The sequence below is a fragment of the Rubrivirga sp. S365 genome (assembly GCF_032248475.1).
GTDB classification, from domain to species: domain Bacteria; phylum Bacteroidota; class Rhodothermia; order Rhodothermales; family Rubricoccaceae; genus Rubrivirga; species Rubrivirga litoralis.
This window is the reverse complement of record NZ_JAVTTN010000001.1, coordinates 971,695-987,248: the sequence shown is the minus strand read 5'-3', so window position 1 is coordinate 987,248 and position 15,554 is coordinate 971,695. Positions and strand designations below refer to the sequence as shown.

Here is a 15,554-nt window from a genome sequence, read left to right as displayed (position 1 = left end):
GAGGGGCGGGGTGGTGAGAGGGGCGGACCGTACGAGGGCGGGGCGGCGAGGGTCCCCCCAGGAAGTGCCGCGGCCGGGCCGGCGAGGGCGGGGCGGCCCCCACACGCACCGCCCCGCCCTGCCCGTTGGAGCCGCCGCAGCCGGCCGGCGTATCTCTGGCCGCCCCGCCCCGTAGCCTGCGCCCGCTCCCGCCCCGCCCGCCGTCCATGCCCCAGACCGCCCCGCCCACCGTGCCCCTCTGGCGCCGCGCCCTCGCCCGGGTGTGGGCCACGCTGAAGGTGGCCGTCGCTTGGGTGTACACGCGCCTGAAAGCTGCGGGCGGGGCGGTCTGGTCGAAGGTCCGCGATCCTAAGCTGTCGACGGCGAGGCGCGTCGCGTGGGGCGCGGGCGGGGTGGTCGGCGCGGGCGCCCTGGCCGGGGCCGCGCTCGCGGTCGGGCTGCTGTTCTACGGCCTCGTCCTGTGGCCGCTCACGCCCAGCGTGGGCGACCTGCGGAACGCCCGTGAGGTGGACCCGGCCGTCGTGCTCTCGGCCGACGGGACCGAACTCACGCGCTTTGCGCGCCGCAACCGCGAGTGGCGCACGCTCGACGAGATCTCGCCCCACGTCGTCGAGGCGCTCGTGGCGACCGAGGACCGCCGGTTCTACGCCCACTCCGGCCTCGACGCGCTCGGCGTGGGCGGGGCGGCGGCCGACGCGCTTACGGGGCGCGGCCTCCGTGGGGCCTCGACGCTCACGCAGCAGCTGGCGCGCAACCTGTTCCCCGACGCCATCGGGAACGCGCCGTCGGTCTCGCGCAAGATGAAGGAGGCCGTCACGGCGCTCAAGATCGAGCGGGTCTACACCAAGGACCAGATCCTCGAGCTCTACCTCAACACGGTCCCCTTCCTCTACAACGCGTGGGGCATCGAGATGGCGGCGCGGACCTACTTCTCGACGAGCGCCGGCGACCTCGACCGGCTCCAGGCGGCCACGCTCGTCGGCATGCTCAAGGGGACCTCGTCGTACAACCCGTACCGGAACCCCGACCGGGCGCTCGCGCGGCGGAACGTGGTCCTGGGGCAGCTCGTGGCCTACGGGGACCTGTCTGAAGCCGAGGCCGCCGCGCTCCGCGATGAGCCGCTCGGGCTGAAGTTCGAGCGGCAGCCGATGCAGCGGAGCCTCGCCCCGCACTTTACCGAGCACGTCCGCGTGCAGCTCGAGGGCTGGGCCGACGAGGCCGGCTACAGCCTCTACGGCGACGGCCTGACGGTCCACACGACGCTCGACTGGCGGCTCCAGAAGGCGGCGGCGGCGGCCGTCGAGACGTTCGGCGACGCGCTCCAGACGGTCGCCGACGTCGAGTGGGGCCGGGCCAGCGCCGACCGGCTCGGGCCGACGACGGCACCCTACGTCCGCGTGGCGCGGCAGACGCAGCCGTTCGAGCGGTTCTGGACGCTCCGCCGCGAGGCCGCCGACGCCTTCGTCGCCGAGACCGCCGCCTACCGCGCGGCCGTCGCGGGCGGGGCGGCGCCCGACGACGCGCTCGCCGCGCTCCGCGCCGACCCCGCGTTTCTCGACTCGCTCCGCCAGGAGAAGATGCGGCTGGAGGTGGCGCTCGCGGCCGTCGACCCGTCGACTGGCGAGGTCCGCGTGTGGGTCGGCGGCCGCGACTTCCGCGACTCGGCCTACGACCACGTGGGCCGCGCCAAGCGCCAGCCGGGGTCCACGTTCAAGCCGTTCCTCTACGCCCGCGCCCTCGAAGAGGGGTTCGAGCCCGACGACGAGGTGCCGGACGACGACGTCGAGATCACGCTCGACAACGGCGTTGTGTGGACGCCCACGAACGCGGGCGGGGCGGCGTCGGGCGAGCTCGTGAGCCTCCGCGACGGGCTCGCGCAGTCCAAGAACACGGTCGCCGCGCGGCTCGTCGAGGAGGTCGGCGCCCGCGACCTCGCGCGGACGGCCCGCCGCATGGGCATCCAGAGCAAGCTCGACGCGGTCCCCTCGCTCGCGCTCGGGACGAGCGACGTGTCGCTGCTCGAGATGACGAGCGCCTACGCGACCATCGCCGACGGCGGCGTCTACCGCGCGCCCGTCACCGTCACCCACATTACGGACCGCGACGGGAACGAGGTGGCCCGGTTCGCGCCCCCGCCCCGCCCCGCCCTCGACCCCGACGTGGCGACGGACCTGCTGGACATGATGCGCGGGGTGGTCGACGTCGGGACCGGCTCCGACGTCCGCCGCCGGTTCGGCGCGCGCGGCGACCTCGCCGGCAAGACGGGCACGACGCAGGACGGCGCCGACGGCTGGTTTTTGCTCATGCACCCCGACCTCGTGATGGGCGCGTGGGTCGGGTTCGACGACCCGCGTGTCACGTTCCGGTCGTCGTACTGGGGGCAGGGCGGCCACAACGCGCTCCGCGTCGTCGGCGACTTCTACCGGCGGGCAGAGCGCGACCGGCTCGTCGACCGGGCCGCCGTCTTCCCCCGCCCCGCCCCCAGAAGTGACGACGGCGACGGCGTCTTCGAGCGCTTCGCCTCGGCCGTCGCCGATTGGGCGGGTGGGCTGTTCGAGCGGGGCGGCGAGCGCGTCGCCGACGCGTGGAACGCGGACCGCCGGGACGGCGCCGACCTCCCCGATGGCTACGGCCCGCGCACGCCGAACCGGGCGGGGTGGCGCCCGGACCGCGCCGACGACCGCCCCGCCCGCCGCGACGACCACGAGGAGCGGGACGAGGCGGACGAGACGCTGTACGTCGACTCGGACTGGGTCGAGGACATCCTGGACCTCGACCGGATCGAGGACCCGCGCGTCCGCCGCGAGGCGCGGCGGGCGGTCCGGCAGGCCGTCCGCGAGGCGAACCGGGGCGCGGGCGACGGGCTCCGCGAGATCCGCCGCGCCCGCGACGAGGCCGTCCGTGACGCCCGCCGCGAGGTCGAGCGCGCCCGCGAGGACGCCGAGCGGGGCGGGCCGCTGTTCGAGGACGAGGAGGTCGAGGACGAGGGCGGCTTCGTCGTCGACGAGCCGGTCGAGGGCGGGGTGGGCACGCCGGAGGCCGCCCCGCCCGTGCCGCCGCGCGCGCCGGGCCGCGAGAGCGTGCCGCGCGCGGCGGGTCGGATCGGGTGGTAGGCCACCCCGCCCTCGCGGCTACGCGGCCACTCCTCCACTGATCCACGCTCCGCCACCCTGCGCGGGCGGGGCGGCCGCCCCGCCCCGCGGCTACGGCGCCACGTCGAGGGCGCCGGGGTCTACGTAGGTCTCCGTTTCGAGGATCAGCGCCGGCGCCGGGTCCGGGGCGGCGATAAGCTGGTAGGCCGCAACGAGGAAGGCGACGACGACGATGTTCGCGATCGCGATCGGGAGCAGCTTCTTCCAGCCCAGGTTCATGAGCTGGTTGTACTTGAAGCGGGGGAGCGTCCAGCGAATCCAGATAAAGCAGAAGGCGATAAACGACACCTTCACCAGGAAGGCCACGACCTGGAGCATCGTGAGGACCACCGCCGGGATCGCGCCCGCGTAGGCGGCCTCCCACGGGAGGAGGTAGCCGCCCAGGAACAGCGTCGCGATCAGGAGGGAGGCCACCCACAGGTTGACGTACTCCGCCAGGAAGAACATCCCGAACTTCATCCCCGAGTACTCGGTGTGGTAGCCGGCCACGAGCTCCTGCTCGGCCTCGGGCAGGTCGAACGGCGCCCGGTTCGTCTCGGCGAGCGCGCACACGGCGAAGACCACGAACCCGACCGGGTTGCGGAACCAGTTCCAGGCGAAGACGCCGGCGACCGGGTGGTTCTGGCTCTCGACGATGTCGAACAGGCTGAGGCTCCCGGCGTAGAGCACGACCGAGAGCGCGGCGGCGCCCATCGCCAGCTCGTACGAGATCATCTGCGCCGACGACCGGAGGCCGCCCAGGAGCGCGTACTTCGAGTTCGACGACCACCCCGCCAGCGTCACGCCGTAGACCGACACCGACGTCATGGCGAGCACGACGAGGAGCCCGACGCCGATGTCGGCGACCGCGAGCGGGTTGCCGGCCGGCGTCCGCGCCCACGGGATGAGCGCGCCCGTCGACATGGCGATGACGACCATGAGAACGGGCGCCAGGCTGTGGACGAACTCGTTCCCCTGCGCCGGCACGATGTTCTCCTTGAACATCAGCTTGAACACGTCGGCGAACGACTGGAACAGGCCGCCCGGCCCGACGCGGTTCGGCCCGTTCCGCTCCTGGATAAACGCCGACACCTTCCGCTCGGCGTAGACGAGCAGCGCCGCCGTCACCAGGAACAGGTTGAGCAGCAGGAAGATGACGATCGGGAGGTCGAGGACCTCCCAGACGGAGACGACGATGTCCATGCGTGCGCCCCTCCGGGGCAGGTTCGATGTATCGGGTGCAGGGTACGACCGGACCGGGGCCGCGGGCGGGGCGGCCCGTTAAGAGCAGGCAGGGAAAGGGGCGAGAGGGCCACCCGACCACCCCGCCCCCATCGAGCGTCTATCGAAACGAGGCGTGCCGTAGAGACGTCGCGCGTGGCGTCCGTGCGGGGCGGGGCGGCTCCTTCCTCCACCCCGCCCGAACCACCCCGCTCGCGGGCGGGGCGGGGCGGTCAGGCGCCGAGGGCCGGCACCTCCTCGCCCGCGTCGGAGGTCTCGAGCGGGACGCCGAGCGTGCCCATCGCCCCGTGCGTGGCGCCGTCGAAGCCGCCCCGCCCAGCGACCTCGGCCATGACGGCGGCCGGGCTCTTGTACGACATGGGGTGCCCGAGGACGGACGCGACCTCAGGGAGCACGGCCCACCCGGGCAGGCAGTCGATCTTGTTGTCCTCGTCGTGCCAGCGGTCGAACGGCGTCCCCACGCGGGCCGAGCGGCCCATGCCGGTCCCCAGCGCCATCATGAGCGCCCGGTTCATGGCGCGGACCATCTTGGCGGGGCGGAGCAGCTGCGCGCGGCCGTCCTCGTTCACGTACGTCCCGATCGTCTCGACCGACATCGTGATGGGCAGCGAGACGGTCGACGGCGTCTGGTTCGTCGTGTGCGTCGGGTGGAGGACGACGGGCGTGCCGTCGAGGTCGGCGGCCGAGACCAGGCCGTCGCCGACGAGGTCCTCGTGCAGCACGTAGACCAGGCGCGCACTCGCCACCCCGCCCGCGAGCAGCGCCGGGTCGGCGGGCTCCATGCCCAGCCGGCGGCAGCCCTCGGTGTTCGGGGCCGGGTCCGACGAGACCAGGAAGTCGTCGCCCTCCTGCTGCCCGCGACGGTCGACGAAGCGGGGCGGGGCGGCGCCGACGGCCTCGGCCAGCCGCATGAGCAGGTAGTTGTCCTCGACGGTCGCGTAGGGCGAGCCCAGGAACAGCGTGTCCGCCCCGCCCTCGCGGAGCAGGGCGGCGGCCTCGTTCCGGGCCGTCTCCCACGTCGTCGGGCGGCCGTTCAGGTGCGGGCCGCTCGCGCGGTCCTCGTTGTACGTCTTGTAGACGAGCCGGGCCACGTCGGGCATCCAGTACTCGTTGACGTCGAGGTTCTCGCGCGGCGTGATGCGGAGGACCTCGTTGTTCTTGGTCCAGACCGTCACGTTCGTGCCCGTGCCGTCGAAGTCCGAGACGGTCGGCGTCTTGTCCATCTCCCAGACGCGGGCCTGGAACCGGAAGTAGTCCTCGGTGAGCGCGCCGACCGGGCAGATGTCGGTCGTGCACATCGAGTAGGCGTCGTCGAACGACTCGCCCGGAGCCGTCATCGGGTAGTTGTTGTCGCCCCGGTTGATGATGGTCAGCTGGTGCGTCTCGGTCACCTCGGCCGTGAACCGGGTGCAGCGCGTGCAGTTGATGCACCGCTCGGCGTCGAGGACCACGTTCGGCCCGAGCTGGACGCGCTTGGGCTTGTGGACCTTCTCGAACTCGAAGCGCGAGCCCTCCGGGCCGTACTTGTACGCCTGGATCTGGAGCGGGCACTGCCCGGCCTGGTCGCAGATCGGGCAGTCGAGCGGGTGGTTGATCAGCATGATCTCCAGGTTCTCGGCCTGCGCGTTGGCGACCTCGACCTCGGAGAGCTGCGTGTGGACGACCATCCCGTCGGTCATGTCGAGCGAGCAGCTCGGCATCAGCTTCGGGGCGTAGTTGATCTTCTGGTTCCCGTCGTCGTCGAGGACCGGCTCCTTCGTCTCGCGGTCGAACATCGGCGTCCCCGTCTTGACGAGGCACTGCCGGCAGTTGGCCGGGACCGAGAGGGCGGGGTGGTAGCAGAAGTGCGGGATCTCCGTCCCGTGGTCGAGGCAGAACTGGAGGACCTTCTCGCCCTCCTCGAACTCGTACGTCTGCCCGTCGATGTGGACCTGCGGCATGGTGTGGGCTGATGCGAAAGGGTACGGGGTACAGGGTACGAGGTCCGGGCGCCTCGGGGCTGCACCCCGTACCCGGTCTCCCGTACTGCTACGCGTCGAGGCGCTCGGCGCCGGTGGCCGTCAGGACGAGCGAGCGCTCGGGCTCGGTGATGGCGGCGAGGGCCTCGGCGTCCGCCCCGCCGTCTTCGGCGTAGTGGCGCTGCTCCTCGACGGAGGCGGTCTCGACGGCGAGCCGCCCGGCGATGCGGTAGCGGTCGCCCGAGGCGTCGGTGGGGAACGTGAACACGTAGGCGCCGGCCTCGTCCTTGGGCACGACCACGCGGACGGTCTGGCCGTCGGCGCCGGCCAGCGTGAGCCAGCAGCCCATCTTCTGGCACACCTCGCGGGGCTCGCCCTCGACGACCACGTCCTGCCCGTCGAGCGCGTCGGCCTGGACGATCAGGTCGCCAGCAGAGAGCGCCGCCCCGCCCGGGACGGCCGCGCCGACGAGGACCACGTCCGCCGCCCCGCCCTCGGCGGGCGGGGCGGGGGCGTCGGCGCAGGCGGCGAGCCAGAGGGCGGGGAGCAGGAGGAGTCGGCGCATGGCGGGGAGGGGGCGCGGTCGGGCGGGGCGGCCGCTCGCGAAGACGGCGGGCGGGGCGGGGCGGACGGGCCGCTCGCGCGCTACGGCGTGCCGGTAGGCGTGATGGTCGGGTCGGTCACGGGCTCGACGTCGCCCGGCACGCTCGTCGGGTTGCCCGCGTCGGCGGCGCTGGGGACGCCCGGCGTGCTCACGTCGAGCGAGGCGCCGTCGCCCGATAGGTCGGCACCGTCGAAGGCGGTCGGCTTGCATTTGGCCTCGAACTCGTCGCGGAACCGGCGGATGCCCCAGCGGACGGGCCACGCGGCGGCGTCGGCGAGCGCGCACACGGTCCGGCCCTCCATCTGGTCACACAGGTCGAGCAGGAGGTCGAGGTCGCGCGTGTAACCCTCGCCGGCGTCGATCCGGGTCAACAGCTTTTCCAGCCAGCCCGTCCCGTCGCGGCACGGCGTGCACTGGCCGCACGACTCGTGGTGGTAGAAGTGGGCGATCCGCCGCGTGAAGGCCACCATGTCCGTGTCCTCATCCAAGAAACACGGGCAGCCGGTGCCCATCGAGCTCCCGGCCTCGCGGAGCGTGTCGCCGTCCATCGTCACGCCCTGCGCCATCTCCCACGTCAGGGGCGGGGTGGAGGAGCCGCCGGGGACGACGGCCTTGATCTTTTTGCCCCCGCGCGGGCCGCCGGCCGCCTCCAGGAGGTCGGTGAGCAGCATACCGGTCGGGTACTCGTAGACGCCCGGCTTGACGACGTGGCCCGAGACGCCGTACAGCACCGGCCCGGGGTGCTTCTCGGCGCCCGTCTGGGCGAACCACTCGGCGCCGCGGTTGACGATGAGCGGGACGTCGGCGAGCGTCTCGACGTTGTTGATCGTCGTCGGCATCCCCCAGATCCCCTTCTGGGCGGGGAAGGGCGGCTTGATGCGCGGGTAGGCCCGCTTGCCCTCCAGCGAGTTCATCAGCGACGACTCCTCGCCGCAGATGTAGGCCCCGGCGCCGGCGTGGACCACGAGGTCGAACGAGAAGTCGGTCCCCAGGATGTTCTCGCCCAGGTAGCCCTTCGCGTAGGCCTCGTCGACCGCCGTCTGCACGTGGTGGATGTAGTCGTCGTACTCGCCCCGGATGTAGAGGTAGCACGTCTTGATCGTCATCGCGTACCCCGCCAGCGTGATCCCCTCGATCATGAGGTGCGGGTTGTACTCGAAGATCTGGCGGTCCTTGAACGTGCCCGGCTCGGACTCGTCGCCGTTGCAGCAGAGGTAGCGCGGCTTCTCGGGGTCGACGGGCGGCATGAAGCTCCACTTGAGCCCGGTCGGGAAGCCCGCCCCGCCCCGCCCCTTCAGACCGCTTGCCTTGACCTCGTTGGTCAGCTCGGTCCGGTCGAACTTGCCGTCGCGGACGACGTCCTTGAGCGCCTTGTAGCCGTCGGCCTGGGCCTCGTAGACGTCGATCTTGTGGAGGTCCTTGATCGGCGGCAGGATGGCGCGCTCGTAGGTGCGCCAGTCGCCCGCCTTGGAGGCGCCGGTGATGAGGGTGTCAGCGTCGGCCATGGATCGGAGGGGTCGGTCGGAAAAGAGTCTAGCTGCGAACGCGCCGGGGCGGGGCGGCCGTGCGGGGCGGGGCGGCGTCCGCCGGCGGCACCGCGATGCCGGCGCGGCCGAGCGCCTCCGACACCGGGCCGCGCACGTCGAGCGCCGGGGCCGCCCGGAGGGCGGCCGCGCGGATGCGGCGGTCGGCGAGGCGGGCGCTCACGGGAGGAGGTCGGTGACGGCGACGGTGGCGTCGGGAGCGCCCAATGGCGAGACCGCCCCGCCCCGCCCGTGCGTCGCCTTGGTCCCGTACGCCCCGCCCGCGGGATCGCGGTGGACTTCCAAGATCTGATCCTGGAGGTTGACGATCCAGTATTCGGGAATACCTGCCTCCGCGTACACCTGAGCCTTCCGCACACGATCGCGAAGGAGACTGGAGTCGGCCACCTCAACGAGCAGGGCAATAGCCTTCGGCCCGGGGTGGGGGTCGTAGTCGCGTGGAGAGCCGAAGACGACCGCCACATCCGGCTCAGGCTCGGATAGGTCCGAGAGCGCAACGGGCTTCTCTTCCTGGACGAAGACGTCCGTCCCTAGGACGGCGCGCAGGGCTTGACCTACGAGGGTGGTAGCCACACGGTGCGGGCGGTTCTGTGGCATCTTGGGCACGATCTGACCGTCCAGCAGCTCCACCTTGTCGTCCGGCCCGAGCACGCCCGCCTCCACGATCCGGTCGTACTGCTCCCGCGTCCAGACCCAGTGCGGCTGCGGGGTCTCGATCTGGGGCGGGGCGGGGGCGGCGACGGGCATCCGGGCGGGGCGGCGCTAGTGGATCGTCCGGGAGACGGGCGGCGTCACGTAGCTCTCCGTCGCCTCGGCGTCGGTGCGGCGGTTGCCGCCCAGGTCGTCCTCGTCCTGGGGCAGCGTCACGGACTCGAACGGGACCTCCCGCCCCGCCCGCAGCGCCTCGATCAGGGCGTCCACCTTGGCCTCGGTGAGGTTGTGGACGTAGGGGCCGTTCGTGACCTGGAGCATCGGGGCCGAGCCGCACGCGCCGAGGCACTCGGCCTCCTGGACCGTGAACAGGCCGTCCTCGGTCGTCCCGCCCTTGGGCACGCCGAGCGTCTCCTCCAGGTAGTGCAGGAGGTCGTAGCCGCCGCACACCTGGCACGTAAAGCACGTGCAGACGTCGAGCACGTACCGGCCCTTCTCCTCCTTGAAGTACTGCGTGTAGAACGTGGCCACGCCGTACACCTTCGCGTACGGCAGCTCCAGGGTGTCGGCGACGAGGCGGATGACCTCGGGCGGGAGCCACCCGAACTTCCGCTGCGCGAGCCACAGCCCCTTCATGACCGCGCCGTCGGCCGTCGGGTACTGCTCGACGTACGTCTGCATCGTCTCCTTTTCCTCATCAGTCCAAACGAGGTCCGCGTCGGAAACGTGGCGCTCGGGCTCCACGCCCGGCACGTAGGGCGGCTTGGGCGAGGCGTCGCGGAGGTGGTCGCCGGGGGTTTCGGGAGTCATAAGAACGCTGAACGATGAATGACGAACGCTGAAGGGGTGCAGAGCGTGGAAGCTGGGCGCTTTATCGTTCCGCGTTCAGCGTTCAGAATTCGCTACTTGTCGGAGTCGCCGATGACGGGGTCGATGGAGCCGATGAGGACGACGGTGTCGGCCACCATCGCGCCCTCCATCATCGTCTCCAGGCCCTGGAGGTTCGAGAACGAGCCCGTGTTGGCCTTGACGCGCCACGGGCTGCCGGTCCCGTCGGAGACGAGGAAGAAGCCGAGCTCGCCCTTCGGGCTCTCGATGGCGTGGTAGCACTCGGCGCCCTTGGGCGGGGCGACGCCGGTGTCGGTCATCATGAAGTCGTGGATCATCCCCTCCATCGAGTAATAGACCTCGTCCTTGGAGGGGTATGCCGCCTTCGCGTTGTCGATGCGGACCGGCCCCTGGGGCAGCTTCTCCAGGCACTGCCGGATGATCTTGACCGACTCCTCCATCTCCTCGATGCGCACGAAGTAGCGGGCGAGCGAGTCGCCCTCGGTCCGCATCGGGATGTCGAAGTCGATCTGGTCGTAGACGAGGTAGGGCTCGAAGAGGCGGATGTCGTGGGGGACGCCCGACGCGCGGAGGTTGGGGCCGGTGTAGCCCTGCGCGATGGCCTCGTCAGCGCTCAGGATGCCCACGTCCTTGTTGCGGTCGACCCAGATCCGGTTCCGGTTGAGGAGCTTTTTCCAGTCCGCGATCTGGCGCTCGAACTCGTCGCAGAACGCGGCGATCATGGCGAGGGCCGTGTCCGAGAAGTCGAACGCGAGCCCGCCGATGCGGCTGTGCGAGACCGTAAAGCGGGCGCCGGCGATCTCGTCGAAGATGGAGTAGATCTCCTCGCGGTACTTGAACGTCCAGAGGAAGACCGAGAGCGCGCCGGCGTCCATGACCATGGTCCCCGCCCACAGGAGGTGGGCCGAGATGCGGGCCAGCTCGCACCCGATCGTCCGCAGCCACTGCGCCCGCTCCGGGACCTCGATGCCGGCCAGCTTCTCGACCGCGAGGCACCACGCCACGTTGTTCGAGTAGGGCGACATGTAGTCCATGCGGTCCGTGTAGGGCATGAACTCCTGGTAGGTCTTGACCTCGGCGAGCTTCTCGATGCCGCGGTGCAGGTACCCCAGGTCCAGCAGGCACTTGTCGACCGTCTCGCCGTCCAGCTGGCACACGATGCGGAGCGCGCCGTGCGTCGCCGGGTGCTGCGGGCCGAGGTTGAGGATCATCTTGGACTCCAGCGGGTCCTCGGCGATCATGGGCACGGCCGCCCCGCCCACGCCGTCGCCAGCGGTCGCCGCGGCCTCGAAGGCGCGCTCGTCGGCCTCCCGCTCGACGTAGGTGTGGCGGTCGTTGAGGGCCTTGTAGATGGCCGCCTGGTGACGGGGCCAGAACGTGAACAGGTCGTTGTTCGAGCCCGGCGCGGCGGAGTGGGCGGACGTGGTGCTTTGGTCGGTGGCGGCCATAACGGGGGGCGGGTGGGCAGATCGCGAGGGGGCGGGGCGGCGGCGTGTTCACCTGCCGCGTGCCGCCGTCTCACCGGCTACCCTTCGTCGGTGGAGAGGTCCTTCGGGATGAGGCCGTGCGCGCGGGGGTACGGGTCGAGCTGGAGGTCGCCGTCGGGGTGGTTCGGCGGGAGCGGGAGCGAGCCCGGGATGCCCAGCGTGGGGAATTCCTTCCGCAGCGGGTGGTACTCGAAGTCCTCGGGCATGTAGATCCGGCGCATGTCGGGGTTGCCGTCGAACCGGATCCCCATCATGTCCCACGCCTCGCGCTCGTGCCACCCCGCCCCCGGCCACACGTGCGTGACGGTGGGGACCGCGGGGTCGTCCTCGTCCACGCGGACCTTGAGGCGGATCCGCTTGCGGGCCTTGAGCGCGCACAGGTTGTAGACGACCTCGAAGCGGTCCTCCTCGGTAAAGCGGTCGACCGTCGCCATGTCGGCCATGTAGTCGAAGCCGACCTCGTCGCGGAGGAACAGGCACACGTCGGCGATCGCGTCGCGGTCGACGTAGACCGTCGTCTCGCCGGCGTAGCCGACGACCTCGCCGACCGCCCCGCCCTCGCCCCCGAAGCGGTCCTGGAGCGCCTGGATCACCTTCGGCACGACGGTCGACGCCTTGGCGTGCGGGTTCTCCGTCTGAAGCCGCTCCATCTCGCCGGCGAGCGCGGCGCGCGGCGTGAAGTGGAACTTCAGCGTCTGCGTCTGCTCCGCCGGGTCGACGAACGGGGCGCCGTCGGGGCCGCCCACGACGAGGTCGGCGCCCCGGGCCAGGGCGACCGACGGCGGCGGGATCACGTCGGGGGCGGCGGGGCGGTCGTCGCCGGCGTCCTCGTGGGGGTCGGGCGGGGTGGGCATAGGGGGGATGGGTGAGGGGTGACGAGTGACGGGCCTGAACCACCCCGCTCCCGCGTCGCGGGGCAGGAGCTCATCGCCCTTTACTCGTCGCTCATCGCTCGTTTTACGCGGTGACGACCTCGCCGTTGGGGCCGACGATCTGGCCCTCGACGAGCTGGTTGGGCTCGTCCTTGAAGCGGACGTCCTTGGCGACGGACTCGGTCACGCGGATCTTCTCCTGGATGTCCATGAGCGCGTGGAGCACGGCCTCGGGGCGGGGCGGGCAGCCGGGGATGTAGACGTCGACGGGGAGGAAGTTGTCGATGCCCTGGACGACCCCGTAGCACCGGTGCATCCCGCCGGTCGAGGCGCACGCGCCCTGCGCGATGCACCACTTGGGCTCGGCCATCTGGTCCCAGATCCGGCGGACCGTGTGGGCCATCTTGTAGGAGCACCACCCCGCCACGATCATGAGGTCGGCCTGGCGCGGGCTGAACCGCATGGCCTCGGACCCGAACCGGGCCGCGTCGTACTTCGGCCCGGCAAACCCCATCATCTCGATGGCGCAGCAGGCGAGGCCCATCGGCATGGGCATGAGCGAGTTCGACCGCGCCCAGTTGATGACCGAGTCGACCGTGGTCGTGAGGAAGCCGCCGTCTTCGCTGAACATGGTGTGCGCGTGCTGTGTGCGGGAGTGTACCCGGGGGCGGGGCGGGTGTTCGCCCCACTCCGATTTTCAACCGGGACTGAAACAACGGCCGCGGGGGGCCGAGTGGCGTGTGGGCGAGCGCGAAGAAGAGACGCGGTGGAGCGGGCCGCGCCGCCCGAGACTCGCGGCCTCGCCCTCAGTCCCAGTCGATCCCGCCCTTTTTGACGTCGTAGATCAGGCCGACCACGAGGACGAAGAGGAACACGGCGATGACCGAGACCGAGATGAGCGCCGCCCCGCCCCCGGCGGCCAGGAAGGTGCGGAACGAGACGGCCCACGGGTAGAGGAACACGAGCTCGACGTCGAACACGATGAAGATCATGGCGACGAGGTAGAACTTGATCGAGTAGCGGTCGCGGGCGGTCCCGACCGGGTCCTGGCCGCTCTCGTACGGGCTCTTCTTGACGGCGCCCGGCTGGTACGGCCCGAAGTACTCCGCCACCTTCAGCAGCGTGTACGCGAGGCCGAACGCCATCACGATCATCAGGAACAGGGGCAGGAACTCGGTGATCATCGGCGGAGCCGGAGCGGCGTAGAGCGGGCCGAGAAGCTACCACCCCGCCCCGCCCGTCGGCGCCGCGCGCGGGCGGGGCGGGGTGGCTTCTTCGGGAAGCCGCGCGGGCGGACCCTCCCGCCCCGCCCCGTCGTTGAGCCGGCGCCCCGCCGCCCCGCCCATGCGCCTCCTCCCCGCCCTCCTCCTGCTCTCCGTCGCCGGGTGCCAAAGCACGCGCGACGTCCCGACGCTCGGCGGCGACCGCAACCCGGCCGAGGCCGTCGCCCTCGACGTGACGACGGCGGCGGACCTCGCGAGCCGGCTCGACGCGCTCGGGCTCGACCTCGCGTTCGTCTCGCGCACCGAGCCCAACGCGCGCGCCTCGGGCGGGGCGGCCTACGAGGTCGCCGGGGGCGGCGAGCTGTTCGTGTTCGAGTACCCGACCGCCGCCGCCCGCAACGCCGACATCACGTCGCTCGCGGCCTCGGGCGGGGCGGACACGTCGGTCTACGCCTACGGCGAGCGGCTCGTCGTCGTCTACGCGGGCGCGGACGCCGACGTCCGGGCTACGCTCGACGGGGCGCTCACGCCCGCTCCCCAACCGTAGCGCCGGCCGGGCGGAACCGCCCCGCCCCGCCCGTGTGGCGCTTATGCGGCAGTGCGGGCGGGGCGGCGCCCTCAGCCCAGCCCGACGCGCTCGAAGATCTCGTCGACGTGGGCCTGGTGGTAGGCTGGGTCGAAGGCGTCGGCGATCTGGACCGGGCTCAGGCGGTCGGCTACGCTGGGCGCCGCCTCGACGATCTCGCGGAAGCTCCGTCGCTCGCGCCACGCCTGCATCGCGAGCGGCTGGACGGCGTCGTAGGCGGCCTCGCGGCTGAGGCCGGTTTCGATGAGCATCAGCAGGAGGCGCTGGCTGTAGACGAGCCCATACGTCCGCTCCAGGTTCTCGGCCATCCGGTCGGGGTAGACCGTCAGGTTTTCGACGATCCGGGCGAGCCGGGCCAGCGCGTAGTCGAGCGCAGTCGTGGCGTCGGGCAAGATCACGCGCTCGACCGACGAATGGCTGATGTCGCGCTCGTGCCAGAGCGCCACGTCCTCGTAGGCGGCCACCATGTAGCCGCGGAGGAGCCGGGCCATGCCGGTCAGGTTTTCGGACCCGATGGGATTCCGCTTGTGCGGCATTGCCGAACTCCCCTTCTGCCCGGGCCGGAACGCCTCCTCGGCCTCCAGCACCTCGCTCCGCTGGAGGTGGCGGACCTCGACGGCGACCGTCTCGATGGTCGTGCCCACGAGCGCGAGCGCGCCCAGGTACTGCGCGTGGAGGTCGCGCGGGAGCACCTGCGTCGAGATGGGGGCGGGGCGGAGGCCCAGCCGCTCGCACGTCAGGCGCTCGACCTCGGGCGGGATGTTGGCGAACGTGCCCACCGCCCCGCTCAGCTTGCCCACGCGGACCGCCTCGGCGGCGGCGTCGAACCGGGCGAGGTCGCGCTGGACGGCGTCGTAGAACCGGGCCAGCTTGAGCCCGAACGTCGTGGGCTCGGCGTGGACCCCGTGCGTGCGCCCGACGGTGACGGTGTGCTTGTGCTCGACCGCGCGCTCGGCCAGAACGCCGGCCAGCCGCTCCACCCCGCCCCGCAGGATCTCGTTGGCGCGGAGCAGCCGGAGCGACTGCGCCGTGTCGACCACGTCTGACGACGTGAGCCCGTAGTGGACCCACTTCCGCTCCGGCCCCAGCGTCTCGGACACGGCCCGCGTAAAGGCGACGACGTCGTGGCGCGTCTCGGCCTCGATCTCGTGGATGCGGTCGACCGAGAACGAGGCGTCCCGGTACAACGTCTCGACGTCCTCGTGGGGAATCTGGCCCGTCGCCTCGGCCCACGCCCAGCAGGCGGCGAGCTCGACGTCGAGCCAGGCCTGGTACTGGGCCTCCTTGGTCCAGATGGCGCCCATCTCGGGGCGCGTGTAACGGTCGATCATAACGGGCGGGGCGGGAGATCGGGCGGGGCGGACCCAACGGTCAACCGCAACCTCGCGCCACCGCGGGCGGGGCGGG

General features: G+C 71.7%; 14 protein-coding genes. 2 read left to right on the top strand and 12 right to left on the bottom strand.

The genetic code is table 11. The annotated features are described in order from the left end of the window. The first annotated feature begins 206 nt into the window (after positions 1 to 206). Positions 207 to 3,113, top strand: coding sequence for a penicillin-binding protein 1A (locus tag RQM47_RS04350; protein ID WP_311661396.1), 2,907 nt, complete (start codon positions 207 to 209; stop codon positions 3,111 to 3,113). Between the two features lie 90 nt (positions 3,114 to 3,203). Here the strand turns inward: RQM47_RS04350 and nuoH are convergent, their stop codons facing one another. The 11 genes from nuoH to RQM47_RS04295 form a co-directional block, all read right to left on the bottom strand. Beyond that, the gene (gene nuoH, locus RQM47_RS04345) at positions 3,204 to 4,334 is read right to left on the bottom strand and encodes an NADH-quinone oxidoreductase subunit NuoH (RefSeq protein WP_311661394.1); all 1,131 of its coding nucleotides are present in this window, start codon (positions 4,332 to 4,334) and stop codon (positions 3,204 to 3,206) included. 251 nt (positions 4,335 to 4,585) lie between these two features. Then, positions 4,586 to 6,313: a 2Fe-2S iron-sulfur cluster-binding protein gene (locus RQM47_RS04340; RefSeq protein ID WP_311661392.1), complete on the bottom strand. Its 1,728-nt coding sequence runs from the start codon at positions 6,311 to 6,313 to the stop codon at positions 4,586 to 4,588. A gap of 88 nt (positions 6,314 to 6,401) precedes the next feature. After that, a complete protein-coding gene (locus tag RQM47_RS04335; protein WP_311661391.1) occupies positions 6,402 to 6,896 on the bottom strand; it encodes a DUF4920 domain-containing protein in 495 nt (164 codons plus the stop codon). A gap of 80 nt (positions 6,897 to 6,976) precedes the next feature. Beyond that, entirely contained in the window at positions 6,977 to 8,440 is a 1,464-nt protein-coding gene (gene nuoF / locus RQM47_RS04330) for an NADH-quinone oxidoreductase subunit NuoF (RefSeq protein WP_311661389.1), read from the bottom strand. A gap of 28 nt (positions 8,441 to 8,468) precedes the next feature. Next, the gene (locus tag RQM47_RS04325; protein WP_311661388.1) at positions 8,469 to 8,642 is read right to left on the bottom strand and encodes a hypothetical protein; all 174 of its coding nucleotides are present in this window, start codon (positions 8,640 to 8,642) and stop codon (positions 8,469 to 8,471) included. After that, complete coding sequence (locus tag RQM47_RS04320; protein WP_311661387.1) at positions 8,639 to 9,226, bottom strand: Uma2 family endonuclease; 588 nt, start codon at positions 9,224 to 9,226, stop codon at positions 8,639 to 8,641. Before RQM47_RS04320 ends, RQM47_RS04325 begins: the two co-directional genes overlap by 4 nt. A 15-nt stretch (positions 9,227 to 9,241) precedes the next feature. Then, positions 9,242 to 9,940 carry an NAD(P)H-dependent oxidoreductase subunit E gene (locus tag RQM47_RS04315; RefSeq protein ID WP_311661385.1) on the bottom strand — a complete coding sequence of 233 codons (699 nt, stop codon included), beginning with the start codon at positions 9,938 to 9,940 and terminating at the stop codon, positions 9,242 to 9,244. A 92-nt stretch (positions 9,941 to 10,032) separates the two neighbouring features. After that, complete coding sequence (gene nuoD / locus RQM47_RS04310) at positions 10,033 to 11,427, bottom strand: NADH dehydrogenase (quinone) subunit D (RefSeq protein WP_311661383.1); 1,395 nt, start codon at positions 11,425 to 11,427, stop codon at positions 10,033 to 10,035. A 77-nt stretch (positions 11,428 to 11,504) separates the two neighbouring features. Then, on the bottom strand, positions 11,505 to 12,320 hold the full coding sequence (locus RQM47_RS04305; RefSeq protein WP_311661382.1) for an NADH-quinone oxidoreductase subunit C: 816 nt from the start codon (positions 12,318 to 12,320) through the stop codon (positions 11,505 to 11,507). A 103-nt stretch (positions 12,321 to 12,423) separates the two neighbouring features. Further along, positions 12,424 to 12,969 carry an NADH-quinone oxidoreductase subunit NuoB gene (locus tag RQM47_RS04300; protein ID WP_314007546.1) on the bottom strand — a complete coding sequence of 182 codons (546 nt, stop codon included), beginning with the start codon at positions 12,967 to 12,969 and terminating at the stop codon, positions 12,424 to 12,426. A 175-nt stretch (positions 12,970 to 13,144) separates the two neighbouring features. After that, complete coding sequence (locus RQM47_RS04295) at positions 13,145 to 13,522, bottom strand: NADH-quinone oxidoreductase subunit A (RefSeq protein WP_311661378.1); 378 nt, start codon at positions 13,520 to 13,522, stop codon at positions 13,145 to 13,147. A 160-nt stretch (positions 13,523 to 13,682) separates the two neighbouring features. Between RQM47_RS04295 and RQM47_RS04290 the strand changes: the two genes are divergently transcribed. Then, positions 13,683 to 14,108 (top strand): hypothetical protein, encoded by a 426-nt coding sequence (locus RQM47_RS04290; protein ID WP_311661376.1) that lies wholly within the window; start codon positions 13,683 to 13,685, stop codon positions 14,106 to 14,108. 71 nt (positions 14,109 to 14,179) lie between these two features. Here the strand turns inward: RQM47_RS04290 and purB are convergent, their stop codons facing one another. Further along, positions 14,180 to 15,478: an adenylosuccinate lyase gene (purB, locus tag RQM47_RS04285; protein ID WP_311661374.1), complete on the bottom strand. Its 1,299-nt coding sequence runs from the start codon at positions 15,476 to 15,478 to the stop codon at positions 14,180 to 14,182. Positions 15,479 to 15,554 lie beyond the last annotated feature (76 nt).